Below are 18,710 nucleotides of genomic sequence, written 5' to 3'. Positions count from 1 at the left end.
ACGACATGACTCTGCTGACGGCAGACGACGTTCTCAAGAAGACTTTCCAGACCACGAAGTTCCGCGAGGGCTACGACCAGGACGAGGTCGACGACTTCCTGGACGAGATCGTCAACACCCTCCGCGTGCTCCAGGGCGAGAACGCCGAGCTCAAGGCGAAGATCGCCGAGCAGGAGCAGGCCGGTGGCGAGGCCACGCGCGCCGCTGCTGCGGACCAGACCAGCCAGATCACCCCGGTGGTCGACGAGCCGGTCGCGGAGCCCGAGGCCGAGGTCACCCCCGAACCCGAGCCGGAGCCCGTCGTCGAGGCGGCCCCCGTGGAAGAGACGCCCGTCACCGCGTCCGCCCCCGCGGTGCAGCAGACCTCCGTCGTCCCCGCCGGCCAGACCGAGCCGGAGTCGGCCACGGGCATGCTGCAGCTCGCCCAGCGCGTCCACGACGAGTACGTGCGCAACGGCCGCGACGAGGGCGACCGCATCGTCGGCGCCGCTCGCCAGGAGGCCGCGACGCTCGTCTCGGACGCCGAGGCCCAGCGTGCCCGCACGCTCCAGCAGCTCGAGACCGAGCGCGCGACGCTCGAGCACAAGATCGAGGGTCTGAAGGAGTACGAGCGCGACTACCGCGGTCGTCTCAAGACCTACATCGGCAGCCTCCTGGAGACGCTCGACGCGCAGGCCGACCAGGTCAGCCTCGACGGGCCGCCCGCGCGCCTCTGATACAGGCGGCGCGCCAGCGCCCCGTGCACCGCGTGCTCCCCGAGGGCCCGGACCACCTCACGGTGGTCCGGGCCCTCGGCGTCTCGGGCCCGGCGCACCTGGGCCTCGCGGTGGGGGAGGATGGGAGGCGATGACTGAGCAGACCGCAGACGAGACGGCCCCCTCCGGCGACGCCGCCGTCGACCCAGCCGTGGCCGCCGGGCGATCCGGGGCCGGGGCGACCTCGACGCCGACCCCACCGCGGGCGCGACGCGTGGGCCTGCTCGCCGCCCTCGCCGTCGGCGTCCTCGCGCTGGACCAGGCGACCAAGACCGTGGCGCTGCAGCAGCTCGAGCCGGGGGAACGAATCCCGTTCATCGGCGACCTGCTCGGGTGGCGGCTCGTCTTCAACCCGGGCGCCGCGCTCTCGTTCGGGACCGGACACACCTGGATCTTCACGATCGCCATGGTGGTGTGCGCCGTCGTCGTGATCTCGCTCGCGACCCGGATCCGCTCGCGCGGGTGGGCCGCGGCGGCCGGCGCGCTCCTGGGCGGTGCCCTCGGCAACCTCGTGGACAGGCTCGCGCGGGACCCCGGCTTCGCCGTCGGCCACGTCGTCGACTTCATCGACTACGGCGTCTTCATCGGCAACGTCGCCGACATCGGGATCGTCGCGGCCGCGGCGTCGTTCGTCCTCCTGACCCTCCTCGGCATCTCCTGGGACGGGACGCGCGAGCGCGGGAAGGCCTCGCGCGAGGATCGCGTCGAGGCCGCGCCCGAGCGCGACGGCGGCGCCTCGTGAGCGACCTGACCCTCCCGGTCCCGGACGGTCTCGCGGGGGAGCGGGTCGACGTCGCGCTCGCGCGGCTGATGGGCCTGTCCCGCTCGCGCGCCGCAGCGCTGGCGGACGACGGCGGGGTGCGCCTCGACGGCCGCGTCCTGGCGAAGTCGGACCGCCTGACCGCGGGCGGCTGGCTCGAGGTGGAGCGGCCCGAGCCCGAGCGCGAGGCGGAGGGCGTCGTGGCGACGGTCGTGGACGGGATGCGCCTGGCGTATGAGGACGACGACGTCGTCGTGGTCGACAAGCCGATCGGCGTCGCCGCGCACCCGTCACCCGGCTGGACCGGGCCGACCGTGATCGGCGGCCTCGCGGCGGCGGGCGTGCGGGTGGCGACGTCGGGCGCGAGCGAGCGGCAGGGCGTCGTGCACCGGCTCGACGTCGGCACGTCCGGCCTCATGGTGGTCGCCAAGAGCGAGCACGCGTACACGGTGCTCAAGCGCGCGTTCAAGGAGCGCACGGTCGAGAAGGTCTACCACGCGCTGGTCCAGGGGCACCCCGATCCCTCCTCCGGCACGATCGACGCGCCGCTGGCACGCCACCCGAAGCACGACTGGAAGTTCGCCGTCGTGGCCGACGGCCGGCCCAGCGTCACGCACTACGAGACGCTCGAGGCGATGCCGCGCGCGAGTCTGCTGGAGATCCACCTCGAGACGGGCCGCACGCACCAGATCCGGGTGCACACCTCGGCGCTGCGACACCCGTGCGTCGGTGACCTCACCTACGGTGCGGACCCGGTCCTGGCGGCGCGCGTCGGGCTCGGGCGGCAGTGGCTGCACGCGATGCGGCTGGGGTTCGCCCACCCCGCGACGGGTGAGCCGCTCGTGGTCACCTCCACCTACCCCGACGACCTGGCGCACGCGCTGGAGGTGCTGCGGGGCTGAGGTGATGGGGGGCTGAGGTGCTGCAGGGCTGAGCGGCGGGATCGCCCGCGCGACGGCGGGCGACCCTTCGCCTCAGCGCCGCCCGTAGGCCTCGAGCGTGACCTCGCGGGCGCGCTTGTGGTCCACCATCCGCTCGGGGTAGCCCGCGGGCTGCTCGTCCAACTTCCACGGCTCGTGCACCGCCTTCCCGGGGATCTCGCCGAGCTCCGGCACCCACCGGCGCACGTAGTCGCCGTGCGGGTCGAACTTCAGCCCCTGCGTGACAGGGTTGAAGATCCGGAAGAAGGGCGCCGCGTCCGTTCCGGTACCCGCCACCCACTGCCAGTTGTGCTGGTTGGAGGCGAGGTCGCCGTCGATCAGCGTGCGCATGAAGTGCCGCGCACCCGCCTGCCACCGCACGCGCAGGTCCTTGACGAGGAACGAGGCGACCACCATCCGCACCCGGTTGTGCATCCACCCGGTCTCGGCGAGCTGCCGCATACCGGCGTCGACGAACGGGTAGCCCGTCCGTCCCGCCGTCCACGCCTCGAGCGCGTCGGACTCCTCGGCGCCGGCGATCCACGCGTCGTCCGGCACGACGTCGCGCAGCGACTCGCGCGCGCTTTCGGGGTCGTGGAACAGCACGTCGGCGTAGAACTCCCGCCACGCGAGCTCGCCGCGGAACGTAGCGGCGCCCTCGTTCCGCTTGCGCGCCAGGTCCGCCAGGAGCGTGCGCGGGTGCAGCTCGCCCCACTTGAGCGAGGCCGACAGCGCGGACGTGCCCTCGTGGTCGGGGCGGTCGCGCTCGCTCGCGTAGTCGGCCAGGGCACCGGTGTGGAACTCCTCCCAGCGCTCCCGTGCGCGCTCCTCGCCGGCGTCGGGGTGGCCGTCGGCGGGGTCGGGCAGCTCGCGCCGCGTCATGCGACCGAGGTCCACCTCGGCCGGGTCGACCCAGCGGACGCGCTCGGCGCGGGGGCGGGTGCGCGCCAGCCGTGCTTCTCCCAGGAGCGCGAGAAGGGTGTGTAGACCTTGTAGGGCTCGCCGTCGTCCTTGGTCACGCGGCCGGGCGCGACGGCGTAAGGCGATCCCGTGCGCACCAGCGCGGCGTCGTCGCCCAGGGCCTGGGCCACCGCCTCGTCGCGGCGCGCACCGTAGGGCCCGTAGTCGGCCGCGACGTGGACCTCGTCGGCCCCGACGGACCGGGCGAGCGCGGGGATCGCGTGCTCGGGCGTGCCGTGCACCAGGAGCACGTGGCCCGACGTCGCGGCGTCCAGGCGTGCCAGCGACGTCATGAGGTAGTCGCGGCGCGGGGTGCCGGCCGGGTCCCAGAGCGTGTCGTCGAGCACGAAGACCGCCAGCACCGGGTGGGACCCGGTGTGGCCGTCCTCACCCCCGCTGGCCGCCAGCAGCGCGGGGTTGTCGTGCAGGCGCAGGTCGCGGCGGATCCACCACAGGCGGGGTGCGAGATCGGTCATCCCTCGAGCCTGCCACCCGCTCCCCGGGGGCGTCACGAGGTTCTACGATCGTCAGATGCCGGCGGCCCAGGAAGACTTCGTCCACCTGCACGTGCACACGGACTACTCGATGCTCGACGGCGCCGCGCGCGTGCCCGACCTCATCGCGGAGGTGAAGGCGCAGGGGCAGAGCGCCGTGGCGATCACCGACCACGGCTACCTCTTCGGCGCGTACGACTTCTGGGGGAAGGCGCGCAGGGCGGGCGTCAAGCCGATCATCGGGCTCGAGGCGTACGTGACGCCGGGCACGGCGCGCCAGGACCGCACCCGGGTGCGGTGGGGCGAACCGCACCAGAAGGGCGACGACGTCTCGGGCGGCGGTGCGTACACGCACATGACGCTGTGGTCGCAGACGACCGCGGGGATGCACAACCTCTTCCGCCTGGGGTCGCTCGCCAGCCTGGAGGGGTACTACTTCAAGCCCCGCATGGACCGCGACCTGCTGACGCGGTACAGCGACGGTCTGATCGCGACCTCGGGCTGCCCCTCGGGCGAGGTGCAGACGCGCATCAAGCTCGGGCAGTGGGACGAGGCCGTGCGCGCCGCCGGGGAGATGCAGGACATCTTCGGGAAGGACAACTATTTCATCGAGCTGATGGACCACGAGCTCGAGATCGAGCGCCGCGTGTTCCGCGACCTCGTCGAGCTCGGCAAGCAGATCGGTGCGCCGCTCGTGGCGACCAACGACCTGCACTACGTGCGCCAGGAGGACCACACCGCGCACGAGACGCTGCTGGCGGTGCAGTCCAACTCGCTGCTCTCGGACCCCACCTACGACCAGGGCGGCAACCGGTTCGCGTTCACGGGCGACTCCTACTACGTGCGCTCGGCGGCGCAGATGCGCAGCATCTTCGCGGAGCTGCCCGAGGCGTGCGACAACACGCTGCTCATCGCGGAGCGGTGCGAGGTGGAGTTCACCGAGCAGGTCGGCAAGTACATGCCGCACTTCCCGGTGCCCGAGGGCGAGGACGAGATCTCGCTGTTCGTGAAGGAGGTCGAGCGCGGCCTCGTGCACCGGTTCGGCGAGGTCGTGCCGGCCGAGGTCGACAAGCAGGCCCGGTACGAGATCGAGATCATCACCTCCAAGGGGTACGCGGGCTACTACCTGGTGGTGGCCGACTTCATCAACTGGGCCAAGCGCAACTCGATCCGCGTGGGTCCGGGTCGCGGTTCCGGTGCCGGGTCCATGGCGGCGTACGCGATGGGGATCACCGAGCTCGACCCGCTCGCGAACGGCCTCATCTTCGAGCGCTTCCTCAACCCCGAGCGCATGAGCCTGCCCGACTTCGACATCGACTTCGACGAGCGCCGGCGCGGTGAGGTCATCCGGTACGTGACGGAGAAGTACGGCGACGACAAGGTCGCCTCGATCGTCACCTACGGAACGATCAAGGCCAAGCAGGCGCTCAAGGACGCCGGCCGGGTGCTCGACTACCCGTTCGCGATGGGTGACAAGCTCACCAAGGCGATGCCCGCCGACGTCATGGGCAAGGGCATGTCCCTGTCCGGCGTCTTCGACCCGAGCGACAAGCGCTACGCCGAGGCGGCCGAGTTCCGCACGCTCTACGAGGTCGACCCGGACGCGCGCAAGATCACCGACCACGCCAAGGGGATCGAGGGCCTCAAGCGGCAGTGGGGCGTGCACGCGGCGGGCATCATCATCTCCTCCGAGCCGCTGCTCGACGTGATCCCGATCATGCGCCGCGAGCAGGACGGCGCGATCATCACGCAGATCGACTTCCCGGCCGGGGAGGAGCTCGGCCTGGTCAAGATGGACTTCCTGGGCCTGCGCAACCTCACGATCCTCGACGACGCGCTCGAGAACATCACGGTCAACGGCAAGGACGACGTCGTGATCGAGGACGTCCCGCTGACCGATGCGGAGACCTACGCGCTCCTGGGGCGCGGCGACACCCTGGGCGTCTTCCAGCTCGACGGCGGCGGGATGCGATCGCTGCTGCGCACCATGCGGCCGGACAACTTCGAGGACATCTCGGCCGTCGGTGCGCTCTACCGCCCCGGCCCGATGGGCGCCAACTCGCACACGAACTACGCGCTGCGCAAGAACGGCCTGCAGGAGATCGAGCCGATCCACCCCGAGCTCGCCGACGCGCTCGAGGACATCCTCGGCAAGACGTTCGGGCTGATCGTCTACCAGGAGCAGGTGATGGAGATCGCCCAGCACCTGGCCGGCTACACGCTCGGCGAGGCCGATCTCCTCCGGCGTGCGATGGGCAAGAAGAAGAAGGAGATCCTCGACAAGGAGTACGTGCCGTTCTCGGGCGGCATGCGCAAGAACGGCTTCTCCGAGAAGGCCATCAAGGCGCTGTGGGACGTGCTGGTCCCGTTCTCCGACTACGCGTTCAACAAGGCGCACTCGGCCGCCTACGGACTCGTCTCCTACTGGACCGCGTTCCTCAAGGCGAACTACACCACCGAGTACATGGCCGCGCTCCTGACGTCCACGCGGGACGACAAGGACAAGTCGGCGATCTACCTCAACGAGTGCCGCCGGCTGAAGATCACGGTGCTCCCGCCGGACGTGAACGCCTCGGCGGGGACGTTCACCCCGGTCGGGGGCGACATCCGGTTCGGGATGGCGGCCGTGCGCAACGTCGGCCAGAACGTCGTGGACGCGATCGTCGCGGCGCGCGAGGAGAAGGGCGCGTTCACCTCCTTCACGGACTTCCTCGACAAGGTGCCGGCGGTCGTGTGCAACAAGCGCACGATCGAGTCGCTGATCAAGTCGGGCGGCTTCGACTCGCTCGGCCACACGCGCCGCTCGCTGCTGCTGATCCACGAGCAGGCCGTGGACGCCGTCATCGACGTCAAGCGCAAGGAGGCCGTGGGTCAGTTCGACCTGTTCGCCGAGCTCGGGGCGAGCGACGACGGCGCGGGCACCTTCTCCGTCCAGGTCCCGGACCTGCCGGAGTGGGACAAGAAGCAGAAGCTCACCTTCGAGCGCCAGATGCTCGGCCTGTACGTCTCCGACCACCCGCTCGCCGGCGTCGAGCACGTGCTGAGCGCCGCCAGCGACGTCTCGATCGCGACGCTCCTGACCGACGAGGCGCGGCCGGACGGCAGCGTCATCACGATCGCCGGTCTCATCACGAACGTCGCGGTGAAGATCTCCAAGAAGAGCGGCAACCCCTGGGCCGCAGTGACGATCGAGGACCTCGAGGGCAGCGTCGAGGTGCTGTTCTTCGGCGAGACCTACCTGGCCTACTCCACGGTGCTGGCCGAGGACGCCGTCGTCGTGCTCAAGGGCCGGATGCGCCGGCGCGACGACGCTCTCTCGGTGCAGGCGATGGAGCTCTCGCTGCCCGACGTCGTCTCCACCGCCGACGGTGCACCGGTCGCCATCACGATCCCCGAGTCGCGGTGCACGCAGCCGCTGCTGGAGCGGTTGGTGGAGGTGCTCCAGAGCCACCCGGGCAGCAACGAGCTGCACGTGCACGTGCGCACCCGCACGGGGCGCACGGTGGTGCGCGCGGGTGACGCGTTGCGGATCGACCGGACGTCGTCGCTGTACGGGGATCTCAAGGCGTTGCTCGGGCCGAGCTGCCTCGTCTGAACTCGGACACCCCGCCGAGAACGTCCTGAGCCGCGTCGCCGGGCCCGTTCTCGCGGCCTCGGACGTTCTCGGCGTGAGGTCGGCCGGTGTCGAGATCCTCAGCGGCGGCGCTCCTCACGCAGGGTGCGGGCCGACGTCGGGACCGCGTCGCCGACGACCTCCGGGTAGGTGCAGGTGAAGCTGCCCTCGTAGCCCGCCAGCGGGCCGAACCGCTCGTTGCTCACGGCGACCTCGATCGTGAAGCGCCCCGCGGCGTCGTCGAACCCCTCGCGCAGCACCGCCGTGCCCGAGAGGGCGAGCGGGAAGCGGAACGACACCGGTCCCTCGTGGAAGCGCTGACCCCGCGAGAGGATCTGCAGCGAGCCGTCGGGCAGGACGCTCGGGGTGAGGTCGACGGCGAGGTGCTGGTGCGTGCCGAGGTAGTCGAGGACGCGGCCGGGCCCGTCGGCCACGAGGGTGGCGTCGAAGCGCCGGCGCCGACCGGGGAGACCTCGAACGTCCGCACCACCGACAGGCTCTCGCGGCCGTGCGCGTCGGTGTAGGCGTAGTTCTCGATCGTGAACGGGATGTCCCGACCCGACTCCGGCACGAGGATGTTGCGCCACGCGCCGAGGTGCAGGAACGGCAGCGTCCAGACCGGGCCGTGCCACATCCGATCCATGACGCCGCGCCCGATGCAGGAGTAGCCCGCCGTCGTGCTCGCCCCGAAGCGTCGCCGCAGCTGCGGGTGGAGGCGCTCGGCGTCGCTGCCGAGGGCGTCGAGGACGATGCTCATGCGGGCTCCTGACGGGGGTGGGGGTCGGCGGCGAGCGTGTCCAGGCTCCGCGGGGCGCGCGCGGCGCTCGGATCCGGCGGGCGGCGCAGCGTCCGGCGCGCGGACGGGACGCCGGCGGGGGTGGGCACCACGACCGCCGCCGCGAGGAGTGCGAGCCCCGTGCCGACGGCGAGCACTCCGGAGCGCCCCCGACGCCGGGACGTGCGCACCACCAGGTGCGCCCCGGTCGCGACGGCCAGGGCGCGCAGGGCGGCGACGGCGATCGCGGCGTCCCGCGCCCGGGCGGGGTCGGTCCCGCGCTCGACCCACAGCCGCAGACGGTCGAAGCTCCACGCCGTCGCCCAGCCCACGAGCGGACGCACGAGCGGATCGAGGTGCGGACCGAGCGGTCCCCACCCGGGGGTGTAGTCGTAACCGGTGACGAATCGCACACCGCCCGGGGTGGGGACGTAGCGCCAGTACCCCTGGCCGGGGCCGAGCGGTGAGAGCACGTCGTCCGGTGCGAAGCGGAGCGCGGAGGTGCCGTGGCCGTCCTCGCCGCGCCGGTGCCCGACGGAGGTGCCCCACCCGCGCAGCGCCAGCCGGTCCCCGAGGCGTCCCGGGGCCCGGATCTCGTAGCGGAAGCGGTGGGCGCGCGAGGGTGCGGGGGCGCACTCCTGCGGCGTGATGTGGGTGAAGCGCAGGTCCCACCGCGGATGCTGCAGCGGATCCTGCGTCGGGTGCCACACGCGGTCCACGAGCGCGGCGGTGCGCGCCTCGGACGCGGCGCTGCGGGGAGGGTCGGAGGTGGCGACGTCGGGGCTCGCCGCGGAGATGACCGTCTCGACGTAGATCTGACGGCCCGCGCGGGGAGCACCCCGGGGGCGGCGGGTCGGTGGCACCGGTGGCTCCCCGTGGTCCGCGGTCAGCGCGTCCGGCGGACGACGTGCAGCGTCTGCGGACCCTGGGGGAGGTCGATCTCGACGACGGCGCCCGGCACGACCTGACGCCCGCGCCGGTTCTCGGGCTCGCCGTCGATCGTGACGGCGTCGTCGGCCAGGAGCTCCTTGACGTCGGCGCCGTCCTCGACCAGGCCCGCGAGCTTGAGCAGCTGGCCGAGGCGGATCATGTCGTCGCGGATCTCGATCTCCATGGGGACATCCTGCCGGGTGGCGCTCGTAGGCGCCCGGGTCCGAGGTCCCGGGTCGATGGTCCTGGGTCCGCCGCCGCTAGCATCGGCCGGTGCCCGAGGATCCCGCCCCCGCCCCCGGACCACCCCGCCGCCTCCGGATCGTCGGTGTCTCCGGTGCCGGCAAGACACGGCTGGCCCGCGACGTCGCAGAGCGGCTGCGCGTGCCCCACCTCGAGCTCGACGCGGTGTTCTGGGACGCGGGCTGGGCCTACCGCGATCTCGGCGAGGCGCACGCGATGATCGACGCTTTCGTGGCGGACCACCCGGACGGCTGGGTGGCCGAGGGGAACTGGTCCTCGCGCCTGGAGGGTCGGCTCGACCCCGGCACGCCCGACGGGGCCGACGTGCTCGTGTGGCTGGACCTCCCGCGGTGGCTCGTGATGGTCCGCGTCGTGCGCCGGACGATCGCCCGTGGTGTGCTGCGTACCTCGCTGTGGCACGGGAACCGGGAGCGGCCCCGGGACTGGCTGCGGTGGGACCCCGAACGCAACATCGTGCGCTGGGCCTGGGTGCAGCACCCGGTGGTCCGGTCCCGCATGCTGGCGCGCATGGGTGACACCCGGACCACGAGCCGCGGCGCCGCTCCCGCGATCGTCCAGCTCGGCAGCCCGCGAGCCGTCCGAGCCTTCGTCGACGGGCTCGGCGCGTCCCGCTCGTAGGATCGAGCCATGCCCGTCATCTCTCGCATCGACCTGCGCGGCCGCACGCTCACCACCGCCGAGCTGCGCCGGGCGATCCCGCGCGCCCCGCTCGACGTCGAGGCCGCCACCGGCGCCGTCGAGCCGATCCTGGCCGACGTCCGCGCGCGCGGCGCCGCCGCTCTGCGCGACCTCGCCGAGCGGTTCGACGGCGTGCGTCCGACGCACGTCCGGGTGCCGGCGCACGAGCTCGCCGCCGCGCTGGAGCGGCTCGACCCGACGCTGCGCTCGGCCCTCGAGCTCGCCGCGTCCCGGGTCCGCGCCGGTCACAACGCGCAGCTGCCGCGCGCCACGAGCACGGAGCTCGCCCCCGGGGCCCAGGTGCGTCAGCGCTGGGTGCCGGTGCGCCGCGTGGGTCTGTACGTGCCGGGCGGGCTCGCGCTCTACCCCTCCAGCGTCGTCATGAACGTCGTGGCCGCGCAGGTGGCGGGCGTCGAGGGTCTCGCCGTGGCCAGCCCGCCGCAGCGCGACAACGGCGGTCTGCCCGACCCGACCGTCCTCGCGGCCTGCGCGCTGCTGGGGGTCGAGGAGGTCTACGCCGTCGGGGGAGCGCAGGCGGTGGGGATGTTCGCCTACGGCGTGGTCGGCTCCGAGGACGCCGACGGCGGTGCGGGCGCGGAGCTGTGCGCCCCGGTCGACGTCGTCACCGGACCCGGGAACGTCTACGTGGCGGCGGCCAAACGAGCGGTACGCGGCGTCGTGGGCATCGACTCCGAGGCGGGGCCCACCGAGATCGGCATCTTCGCGGACGAGACCGCCGACCCCGACCACGTCGCGGCCGATCTCGTCTCGCAGGCCGAGCACGACCCGCACGCCTCGAGCGTGCTGGTGACGGACTCGCTCGCGCTCGCGGCCGCCGTCGAGGACCGCCTCGAGGTGCGTGCGGCGGCGACGAAGCACACCGAGCGGGTGCGCACCGCGCTGGGCGGACCGCAGTCCGCGATCGTCCTGGTCGACGACGTCGAGCAGGGGCTCGCCGTCGTGGACGCCTACGCGGCCGAGCACCTGGAGATCCAGACCGCCGACGCCGCCGCGCTCGCCGAGCGGGTGCGGTCGGCCGGGGCGATCTTCGTCGGCGCGTACTCGCCGGTCTCGCTGGGCGACTACGTCGCGGGCAGCAACCACGTCCTGCCGACGGGCGGCTGCGCGCACTTCTCCTCCGGGCTCGGGGTGATGAGCTTCATGAAGTCGGTGCAGGTGATCGAGTACACGCGCGAGGCGCTCGCGGCCGTGACCGAACCGCTGGTGGCGCTCGCGAATGTTGAGGACCTGCCCGCCCACGGCGAGGCGGCCCAGGCCCGGCTCTGAGCGGGGTGGGGCGCGGCGTCGCCACGTCGTCACGACGTCACGTCGCAGTCCACCCGCAGGGGGACACCTCGGGGTCAGGATCGGTGCATCCCCCGATGGTGCCCGGGCACGCCGGCGCCTAGCGTCGAGGGCATGAACTCCTTCTACGACATGATCCGCAACACCGGTTTCCGCCGTGGCCCCGGGCGCCTCCTCGGTGGGGTGTGCGCCGGGATGGCCCGCCAGTGGGGCTGGGACGTCAACGTCGTCCGCCTCGTCGTGGTGATCCTCATGATCCTGCCGGTGCTCAGCTGGGTCGTCTACGCGATCGCGTGGATCCTGCTGCCGTGGCAGGACGGCTCGATCCCGCTCCAGAAGGCCTTCAGCAACGGGAACGGCGGAGGTGGCGCCACGGGCGGGAGCCCGCGGCCCTACGACCTCTGACCGGCACGCCTCACCGGCACGCCTCACCGGCACGCCTCACCGGCACCCCGACGGGCGCCCCCACTGCGGGCGCCCGTCGGGGTGGGCCACGCTCAGCGCATTCCGATGGTGAACGGGTGCACGGCGCCGGCCCCGGCACGGCGCAGCAGTCGCGCCGCGAGCGTCAGAGTCCAGCCGGAGTCGGTGTAGTCGTCCACCAGAAGGACGCTGCGACCGTTCAGCCCGGCGGCGGCGCCGTCGCTCAGGTCCAGCTGCAGCCGTCGCTCGACGACCGCGAGACGCTGCGCCGAGTTGAGGTCGTGCCGACCCGGGGGCATCCCGTCGCGGGGGACCACCGAGCCGACGACCGGCACCCCGAGCACCGCGGCGGCGCCGCGCGCCAGGTGGTCCACCAGCTGGGGGCGCGTGCTCGAACGCACGGCCACGACACCGTCGACCCGCACCCCGTCCGACCGCAGGCGCTCGAGCACGCTCCTGGTCGCGGCGCGCAGGTCGGGGCCGACGACGCCGTCGCCCGCCGTCGTCCCGACCGCCTCGCGCACGCTGGCCGCCAGGCCGATCCCGTCCATGCGCGCGAGCGCGACGCCGGGTTCGGCGCGGTCCTCGACGGCGATGCGCCCGGCGAGGTCGACGCCCAGTCCGGGCATCCCGGTCGGCCACTGCCGGCGCGGCACGATCTCGACCCCGGCCCGGGCGAGAGCGACCCGGACGTTTTCGGCGGACTCGCCGTCGGGCAGCTCGGGCGCCCACGGGCCGGCGCACAGGTCGCACCGACCGCACCGCCAGGCGGGGCCGCCGGCGGTTCGCGTCCCGTCCTCGGTGCCGGTGCCGGTGCCGGTGCCGGTGTCGGTGCCGTCGGCGCCGGACCCCGCCGGTCCCACGCCCACGAGCTCGGGGTCGTCGAGCTGCCGACGCAGATAGGCCACGCGGCAGTCGTCGGGCCCGAGCCGCTCGTACTCGATCATCGCGGCCTGCTCGGCGAGCCGCGCGCGCTCCACGCGGGCGTACCGCTCGGCGTCGTAGTCCCACTCCTGGCCGGTGCGGCGCCAACCGCCGCGGACCTTGCTGACCGCACCGTCGACGTCGAGCACCGAGAGCATCATCTCCAGGCGCGAGCGGCGCAGGTCGACCGCGGTCTCGAGCCGCGCGGTCGAGGCGGTCGAGTCGGGCGAGTCGGCCAGGGCCGCCAGCACCTGGCGGACGGTCTCGGCCGGGGGAAGGCGAGCGACCCGAAGTAGTCCCAGATCGCGCGGTCCTCGGGGCCGGGGGCCAGCACGACGTCGGCGCTCGCGACTCCGCGCCCCGCACGTCCGATCTGCTGGTAGTAGGCGATGGGGGAGCTCGGGGCCCCGAGGTGCACCACGAAGGCGAGATCGGGCTTGTCGAAGCCCATGCCGAGCGCCGAGGTCGCGATCAGCGCCGTGACCCGGTTGGCGAGCAGGTCTGCCTCGAGCTGCTCCCGCTCGGACGGTTCGGTCCGACCGGTGTAGGAGGCGACGTCGAGGCCGGCGGACCGCAGCTGCGTGGCCACCTCCTCGGCCATCGCGACGGTCAGGCAGTAGACGATCCCGGACCCCGTCGCGCTCCGCAGGTAGTCCACGAGCCACGCCACGCGTACGGCGGCGTCGGCCCGGGGGAGGACCGCCAGTCGCAGCGAGTCGCGTGCGAGCGTCCCGCGCAGCACCAGCACCTCCCGGCGGGGCGTGTCCGAGCCTCCGCCGCCGCTCACGCCCGTCCCCGGGGTCGGGGGAGCCCGGCGCCCAGCTGCTCGGCGACATCGGCGCTGACGCGGGCGTTCGCTGTCGCCGTCGTCGCGAGCACCGGGGTCCCGGCCGGCAGCGTCTCGAGCAGCGTCCGGATGCGGCGGTAGTCGGGCCGGAAGTCGTGGCCCCAGTCCGAGACGCAGTGGGCCTCGTCGACCACCACGAGACCCGCCGTCGCGGCCAGCCGGGGGAGCACCTCGGACCGGAACGCCGGGTTGTTGAGGCGTTCGGGGGAGCACAGGAGGACGTCCACCTCGCCGGCGGCGACGGCGGCGTGGATGTCGTCCCACTCGGTGGTGTTGGCGGAGTTGATGGTGACGGCGCGGATGTCCGCGCGGGAGGCGGCCGCCACCTGGTCGCGCATGAGGGCGAGCAGGGGCGAGACGATCACGGTCGGCCCCGCGCCGCGGGCGCGCAGCAGGCTCGTGGCCACGAAGTACACGGCCGACTTCCCCCAGCCGGTCCGCTGGACCACGAGGGCGCGGGCGCGGTCGGCCACGAGCGCGCTGATCGCCCGCCACTGGTCCTCGCGCAGCACGGCGTCCTCCCGCCCCACCAGCGCGCGCAGCGCGGTCTCGGCCTCGGCGCGCAGCTCGGCGGTCGCGGCGACGTCGGCACGTGGGGGCCGCGCGAAGCGGGCCTCGGGGGCGAGGCGTCGCGCCTGCGGACGGTCGTCGCCGCCCGCGCCCGCTCGGGGACGCGGCGCCGGCGCGGCGGTCGCTCGCGAGCCGGCACCTGGGCCCCGGTACGTCTCCGCGCCACCGTCGTCCGGGGGTGCGGCGTCGTACTCGGGGTCGTAGGGGGTTCCTCGAGCGGGGGCAGGTCCGTCATGAGAATCACCGTACGCGCGGGGTCCGACAGGCCCGGACCCCGACGGTCAGCCTTGTGGACACGGCCGGTGGACACACCGCGCGACCCCCGTCCCGCCGTGCGGGCACCGCGGGATCGCGGCGCCGCTCCCACCTAGACTGGGGCACCGTGACCGCCACGTCCGACGCGCCCGACGCGTCAGCCGCCGAGCCCCGCGACGCCCGTGAGGCCCCCGAGCCCCGAGCGCCCCGGCTCCCGATCCGACCGGAGCTCGCGCACGAGGAGCCGTACGGCGCGCCCCAGCTCGACGTCCCGGTGCTGCTGAACGTCAACGAGAACCCCTACCCGCCCAGCGAGGCGGTGGTCGCCAGCATCGCCGCCGCCGTCGCCCGCGCCGCCCACGGCCTGAACCGCTACCCCGACCGCGAGTTCCGCGCCCTGCGCACGGCGCTCGCGGCCTACCTCGAGCGCGAGTCCGGCGTCACGGGCCTCGACGCCGACCACCTGTGGGCCGCCAACGGCTCCAACGAGGTCATGCTGCACCTGCTGCAGGCCTTCGGCGGCCCGGGTCGCACCGCGCTCTCCTTCGCGCCGACCTACTCGATGTACCCCGAGTACGCGCGCGACACCCACACCGCCTGGGTCGCCGGACGGCGCGAGGACGACTTCACCCTCGACCCGGACGTCGCGATCGCGCTGATCCGCGAGGTGCGCCCCGCCGTCGTGCTCCTGCCGAGCCCGAACAACCCGACCGGCACGGCGCTGCCGCTGCCGGTGGTGGAGCGCATCCTCGACGTCGCACGCACGAGCGGTCCCGACGGGGCCGCGACCGTGGTGGTCCTCGACGAGGCCTACGCGGAGTTCCGGCGGGCGGGCGTGCCGAGCGCCCTCTCGATCCTGGCCGACCACCCCCACCTCGCCGTCACCCGCACGATGTCGAAGGCCTTCGGGATGGCGGGTGCGCGCGTCGGCTACCTGGCCGCGGCCCCCGCGCTCGTGGACGCGCTGCGGATCGTGCGGCTGCCGTACCACCTCTCGGCGGTGACGCAGGCCGTGGCGCTCGCGGCGCTCGGGCACACCGACGAGCTCATGGCTCAGGTCGCGTCGCTCCGGCAGGAGCGGGACGCCCTCGCGGTCTGGCTGCAGGAGCGGGGCCTGGACGCCGTCGCGAGCGACGCGAACTTCATCCTGTTCGGTAGGTTCTCCGACAGGCACGCCGTGTGGCGCCGCCTCCTGGACGCGGGGATCCTCGTGCGCGAGGTGGGCCCGGACGGGTGGCTCCGCGTCACCGTCGGCACCCCGGAGGAGACGGCCGCCTTCCGCGCGGCACTCACGCAGGCGATCGAGCAGGAATCGGTGGAGGGACGGGCATGAGCGCGACCAACGAGCAGACCCCGACGACGGCGGGGCGCGCCCCGCGCCGCGCGCGGATCGAGCGGACCACGCGCGAGTCGAGCGTCGTGGTCGAGCTCGATCTGGACGGCACCGGTGTCGTCGACGTCGACACCACGGTCGGGTTCTGGGACCACATGCTCACCGCGCTGGGCACGCACGCGAGGTTCGACCTCACGGTGCGGGCGACGGGCGACACCCACATCGACGTGCACCACACGGTCGAGGACACGGCCATCGTGCTCGGTGAGGCGCTGCGCGAGGCGCTCGGCGACAAGGTCGGCATCGCCCGCTTCGCCGACGCCACGGTGCCGCTGGACGAGGCGCTGGCGCTCGCCGTCGTCGACGTCTCCGGGCGCCCCTACTGCGTGCACGAGGGCGAGCCGGAGGGGCAGGCCTACCACCTCATCGGCGGCCACTTCACGGGCTCGCTGACGCGGCACGTGCTGGAGTCGCTCGCGCTGCACGCCGGGATCTGCCTGCACGTGCGCGTGCTCGCCGGGCGCGACCCCCACCACATCGTCGAGGCGCAGTTCAAGGCGCTCGCCCGGGCGCTGCGCGCGGCCGTCGCGTTCGACGACCGCGTCGTCGGCGTGCCCTCGACCAAGGGCGCGCTGTGACGTCCGATCGCGATCAGGGCGGCGCGGACGACCCGGACGACCTCTCCCACGACCTGCCCGACGGCGTCGTCGTCCCGGACGACCTCTCCAGCCTCTTCGGCGACGACGGCGGAGCCTCCTCGGCGCCCGGCCTCCCCGACACGGCCGACGCCTCCGACACCGCCGCTGACACCTCCGCCGCCGGCACGGCCGGTGGCGCCACGCCGTCGACCTCCGCACCGGCCTCCGGCACGGCTGAGGAGGATGCCGCCGACGACGACGTCGAGCCCGCCGTCATCCGCACCACCGCCGTCGTGCTGACGCAGGTCAGGCAGGCGAAGGTGCTCGCCTCGATCCTCGCACTCGCCGGGATCGAGGCGGCGGTGGTGCCGTCGGGGCGCGGCGCGATCGCGGTGCGCTACGTCGAGCAGCTCGAGGCCGACGCCGACCCCGGTGAGCTCCTCAGCGGCATCCCGCGGGAGGCCGAGGCCCTCGGGGCCGCGCTGTCCGTGGCCGCGCGCAGCGAGGTGGTGCTGCTGGCGGCGCGCGTGGAGGAGGTCAGCGGCGAGATCTCCGGGCAGGTCAAGGCGCGGCGCTACCGCGGGGGCCAGATCGCGCAGGAGCCGCCGCCGGGCCTCGTGCTGGCGCAGGCCGACGCCGTCGCCGAACGCCTGCTCATCGGTCTGGTCCAGGCGCCCCAGGTGCCGGGCTACATCAGCTCCTCCGACCTCGGTGGCGCCGGGGGTGCCGGCGGTGGTGGGGTGCGCGGTCTCTTCGGGCGCCGACGCCGCGACGAGGGGGAGACGTCGTGACCGACGCGCGCCCCGCCGTCGTGGTCCTCGACTACGGCTCCGGCAACACCCACTCCGCCGTGCGGGCGCTGGAGCGCGCCGGAGCGGATGTGACGCTGACCGCCGATCCGGCGGCCGTCGCGGCTGCGGACGGACTCGTGGTCCCCGGCGTCGGGGCGTTCGCCGCGGTGATGGAGCAGCTGCTCGCGGTCGGGGGCGACCGGATGATCGACCGGCGCCTGGCGGGCGGGCGGCCGGTGCTGGGGATCTGCGTCGGCCTCCAGGTGCTGTTCACCGCCGGGACCGAGCACGGCACCCGTACCGCCGGCCTCGACCAGTGGCCCGGGGAGGTCGTCCCGCTCGAGGCCGAGATCGTGCCGCACATGGGCTGGTCGGCCGTCCGTCCGCCCGCCGACACCGTGCTGTTCCGCGGTGTGGAGGACGAACGTTTCTACTTCGTGCACTCCTACGGGGTGGGGGTCGACCCGGCGGAGATCCTCGCCGAGGCCGGTGACACGCCGCTCGTGCCACCGCGCGTGACGTGGGCCGAGCACGGCCGCCCGTTCGTGGCCGCCGTGGAGAACGGCCCGCTGAGCGCCACCCAGTTCCACCCCGAGAAGTCCGGCGACGCCGGTGCGCGCCTCCTGCGCAACTGGGTCGACTCGCTGACCGCCTGAGATCTCGAACGACCCGCGATCCCGAACCACCTGAGGACAACGATGAACGCCGCCACCGACCTGCCCGTGCTCGAGCTCCTGCCCGCCGTCGACGTCACGGGTGGTCAGGCCGTCCAGCTCGTCCAGGGCGTGGCCGGGTCGGGGGCCAGTACGGCGACCCTTTCGACCAGGCGAGGCGCTGGGTCGACGCCGGCGCGCCGTGGCTGCACCTCGTGGACCTCGACGCCGCGTTCGGCCGCGGGTCGAACCACGAGCTGCTGGCCTCGATCGTCGAGCGGGTCTCGGGGCGCATCCAGGTCGAGCTGTCCGGCGGCATCCGCGACGACGCGTCGCTGCGCCGCGCGCTCGCGACCGGGGTGCGCCGGGTCAACATCGGCACCGCCGCGCTCGAGGACCCGGCGTGGACGGCGACGGCGATCGCGGAGCACGGCGATCGCATCGCGATCGGTCTCGACGTGCGCGGGACGCGCCTGGCGGCGCGCGGCTGGACGCAGGAGGGCGGTGAGCTCGACGAGGTGCTCGACCAGCTCGAGGCGGCCGGCTGCGCCCGCTACGTGGTGACGGACGTGACCAAGGACGGCACGCTGCGCGGGCCCAACATCGACCTGCTCCGCCACGTCTGCTCGCGGACCGATGCCCCGGTGATCGCCTCGGGCGGCATCTCCACGCTGGAGGACCTGCGCGTGCTGCGCGAGCTCGTGCCCACCGGTGTCGAGGGCGCGATCGTCGGCACGGCGCTGTACTCGGGTGCGTTCACGATCGAGCAGGCGCTCGACGTCGCGGGCCGGCCCGGCGACGGCGTCGGCGAGGTCGACGGCG

Annotated in this window: 16 protein-coding genes and 3 pseudogenes; 12 read left to right on the top strand and 7 right to left on the bottom strand. The window is 73.7% G+C overall.

Annotation, left to right across the window (positions count from 1 at the left end; all coding sequences use genetic code 11):
• Positions 1-5 precede the first annotated feature (5 nt).
• From QQK22_RS08210 to QQK22_RS08200, 3 genes are all read left to right on the top strand, one after another.
• Positions 6-716 carry a DivIVA domain-containing protein gene (locus QQK22_RS08210; RefSeq protein WP_284250491.1) on the top strand — a complete coding sequence of 237 codons (711 nt, stop codon included), beginning with the start codon at positions 6-8 and terminating at the stop codon, positions 714-716.
• Positions 717-846: 130 nt separating this feature from the next.
• Positions 847-1,497 (top strand): signal peptidase II, encoded by a 651-nt coding sequence (locus tag QQK22_RS08205; protein ID WP_284250490.1) that lies wholly within the window; start codon positions 847-849, stop codon positions 1,495-1,497.
• Positions 1,494-2,417 carry an RluA family pseudouridine synthase gene (locus tag QQK22_RS08200; RefSeq protein ID WP_284250489.1) on the top strand — a complete coding sequence of 308 codons (924 nt, stop codon included), beginning with the start codon at positions 1,494-1,496 and terminating at the stop codon, positions 2,415-2,417. The genes QQK22_RS08205 and QQK22_RS08200 overlap by 4 nt, the downstream gene beginning before the upstream one ends.
• Before the next feature lie 72 nt (positions 2,418-2,489).
• Here the strand turns inward: QQK22_RS08200 and QQK22_RS08195 are convergent, their stop codons facing one another.
• Positions 2,490-3,317 carry a cryptochrome/photolyase family protein gene (locus QQK22_RS08195; protein WP_284250488.1) on the bottom strand — a complete coding sequence of 276 codons (828 nt, stop codon included), beginning with the start codon at positions 3,315-3,317 and terminating at the stop codon, positions 2,490-2,492.
• Entirely contained in the window at positions 3,314-3,871 is a 558-nt protein-coding gene (locus QQK22_RS08190; RefSeq protein WP_284250487.1) for a deoxyribodipyrimidine photo-lyase, read from the bottom strand. Before QQK22_RS08190 ends, QQK22_RS08195 begins: the two co-directional genes overlap by 4 nt.
• A gap of 55 nt (positions 3,872-3,926) precedes the next feature.
• Here QQK22_RS08190 and dnaE point away from each other — a divergent pair, with 55 nt between their 5' ends.
• Complete coding sequence (gene dnaE, locus QQK22_RS08185) at positions 3,927-7,484, top strand: DNA polymerase III subunit alpha (protein ID WP_284250486.1); 3,558 nt, start codon at positions 3,927-3,929, stop codon at positions 7,482-7,484.
• 98 nt (positions 7,485-7,582) lie between these two features.
• Here dnaE and QQK22_RS08180 read toward each other — a convergent pair whose 3' ends face one another.
• From QQK22_RS08180 to QQK22_RS08165, 4 genes and pseudogenes are all read right to left on the bottom strand, one after another.
• On the bottom strand, positions 7,583-7,936 hold the full coding sequence (locus QQK22_RS08180; protein WP_284250485.1) for a DUF4166 domain-containing protein: 354 nt from the start codon (positions 7,934-7,936) through the stop codon (positions 7,583-7,585).
• A gap of 98 nt (positions 7,937-8,034) precedes the next feature.
• Positions 8,035-8,259 (bottom strand): annotated as a pseudogene (locus QQK22_RS08175) (DUF4166 domain-containing protein); the annotation flags it as partial.
• The gene (locus QQK22_RS08170; RefSeq protein WP_284250484.1) at positions 8,256-9,140 is read right to left on the bottom strand and encodes a hypothetical protein; all 885 of its coding nucleotides are present in this window, start codon (positions 9,138-9,140) and stop codon (positions 8,256-8,258) included. The pseudogene QQK22_RS08175 and the gene QQK22_RS08170, both read right to left, overlap by 4 nt.
• A 23-nt stretch (positions 9,141-9,163) precedes the next feature.
• Complete coding sequence (locus QQK22_RS08165) at positions 9,164-9,391, bottom strand: RNA-binding S4 domain-containing protein (RefSeq protein WP_284250483.1); 228 nt, start codon at positions 9,389-9,391, stop codon at positions 9,164-9,166.
• Positions 9,392-9,480: 89 nt separating this feature from the next.
• Here QQK22_RS08165 and QQK22_RS08160 point away from each other — a divergent pair, with 89 nt between their 5' ends.
• The 3 genes from QQK22_RS08160 (at position 9,481) to QQK22_RS08150 (ending at position 11,859) form a co-directional block, all read left to right on the top strand.
• Positions 9,481-10,089 carry a P-loop NTPase family protein gene (locus QQK22_RS08160; RefSeq protein ID WP_284250482.1) on the top strand — a complete coding sequence of 203 codons (609 nt, stop codon included), beginning with the start codon at positions 9,481-9,483 and terminating at the stop codon, positions 10,087-10,089.
• Between the two features lie 9 nt (positions 10,090-10,098).
• Positions 10,099-11,436 carry a histidinol dehydrogenase gene (gene hisD, locus QQK22_RS08155; RefSeq protein ID WP_284250481.1) on the top strand — a complete coding sequence of 446 codons (1,338 nt, stop codon included), beginning with the start codon at positions 10,099-10,101 and terminating at the stop codon, positions 11,434-11,436.
• Between the two features lie 132 nt (positions 11,437-11,568).
• The gene (locus tag QQK22_RS08150; RefSeq protein WP_284250479.1) at positions 11,569-11,859 is read left to right on the top strand and encodes a PspC domain-containing protein; all 291 of its coding nucleotides are present in this window, start codon (positions 11,569-11,571) and stop codon (positions 11,857-11,859) included.
• A 92-nt stretch (positions 11,860-11,951) separates the two neighbouring features.
• Here the strand turns inward: QQK22_RS08150 and QQK22_RS08145 are convergent.
• Positions 11,952-14,214, bottom strand: a pseudogene (locus QQK22_RS08145) (DEAD/DEAH box helicase).
• A 386-nt stretch (positions 14,215-14,600) separates the two neighbouring features.
• Here QQK22_RS08145 and QQK22_RS08140 point away from each other — a divergent pair.
• The 5 genes and pseudogenes from QQK22_RS08140 to priA all read left to right on the top strand — a co-directional run.
• Positions 14,601-15,806: a histidinol-phosphate transaminase gene (locus QQK22_RS08140; protein WP_284250478.1), complete on the top strand. Its 1,206-nt coding sequence runs from the start codon at positions 14,601-14,603 to the stop codon at positions 15,804-15,806.
• Positions 15,803-16,444: an imidazoleglycerol-phosphate dehydratase HisB gene (gene hisB / locus QQK22_RS08135; RefSeq protein WP_284250477.1), complete on the top strand. Its 642-nt coding sequence runs from the start codon at positions 15,803-15,805 to the stop codon at positions 16,442-16,444. The genes QQK22_RS08140 and hisB overlap by 4 nt, the downstream gene beginning before the upstream one ends.
• A complete protein-coding gene (locus tag QQK22_RS08130) occupies positions 16,441-17,235 on the top strand; it encodes a hypothetical protein (protein ID WP_284250476.1) in 795 nt (264 codons plus the stop codon). The genes hisB and QQK22_RS08130 overlap by 4 nt, the downstream gene beginning before the upstream one ends.
• On the top strand, positions 17,232-17,891 hold the full coding sequence (hisH, locus tag QQK22_RS08125; protein ID WP_284250475.1) for an imidazole glycerol phosphate synthase subunit HisH: 660 nt from the start codon (positions 17,232-17,234) through the stop codon (positions 17,889-17,891). The genes QQK22_RS08130 and hisH overlap by 4 nt, the downstream gene beginning before the upstream one ends.
• A 42-nt stretch (positions 17,892-17,933) precedes the next feature.
• A pseudogene (priA, locus tag QQK22_RS08120) lies at positions 17,934-18,682 on the top strand (bifunctional 1-(5-phosphoribosyl)-5-((5-phosphoribosylamino)methylideneamino)imidazole-4-carboxamide isomerase/phosphoribosylanthranilate isomerase PriA); the annotation flags it as partial.
• Positions 18,683-18,710: the final 28 nt, after the last annotated feature.

The sequence above is a fragment of the Litorihabitans aurantiacus genome (assembly GCF_030161595.1).
GTDB lineage: Bacteria > Actinomycetota > Actinomycetes > Actinomycetales > Beutenbergiaceae > Litorihabitans > Litorihabitans aurantiacus.
The sequence above is the reverse complement of the archived record's forward strand: the minus strand, read 5'-3'. Positions and strand labels throughout refer to the sequence as shown.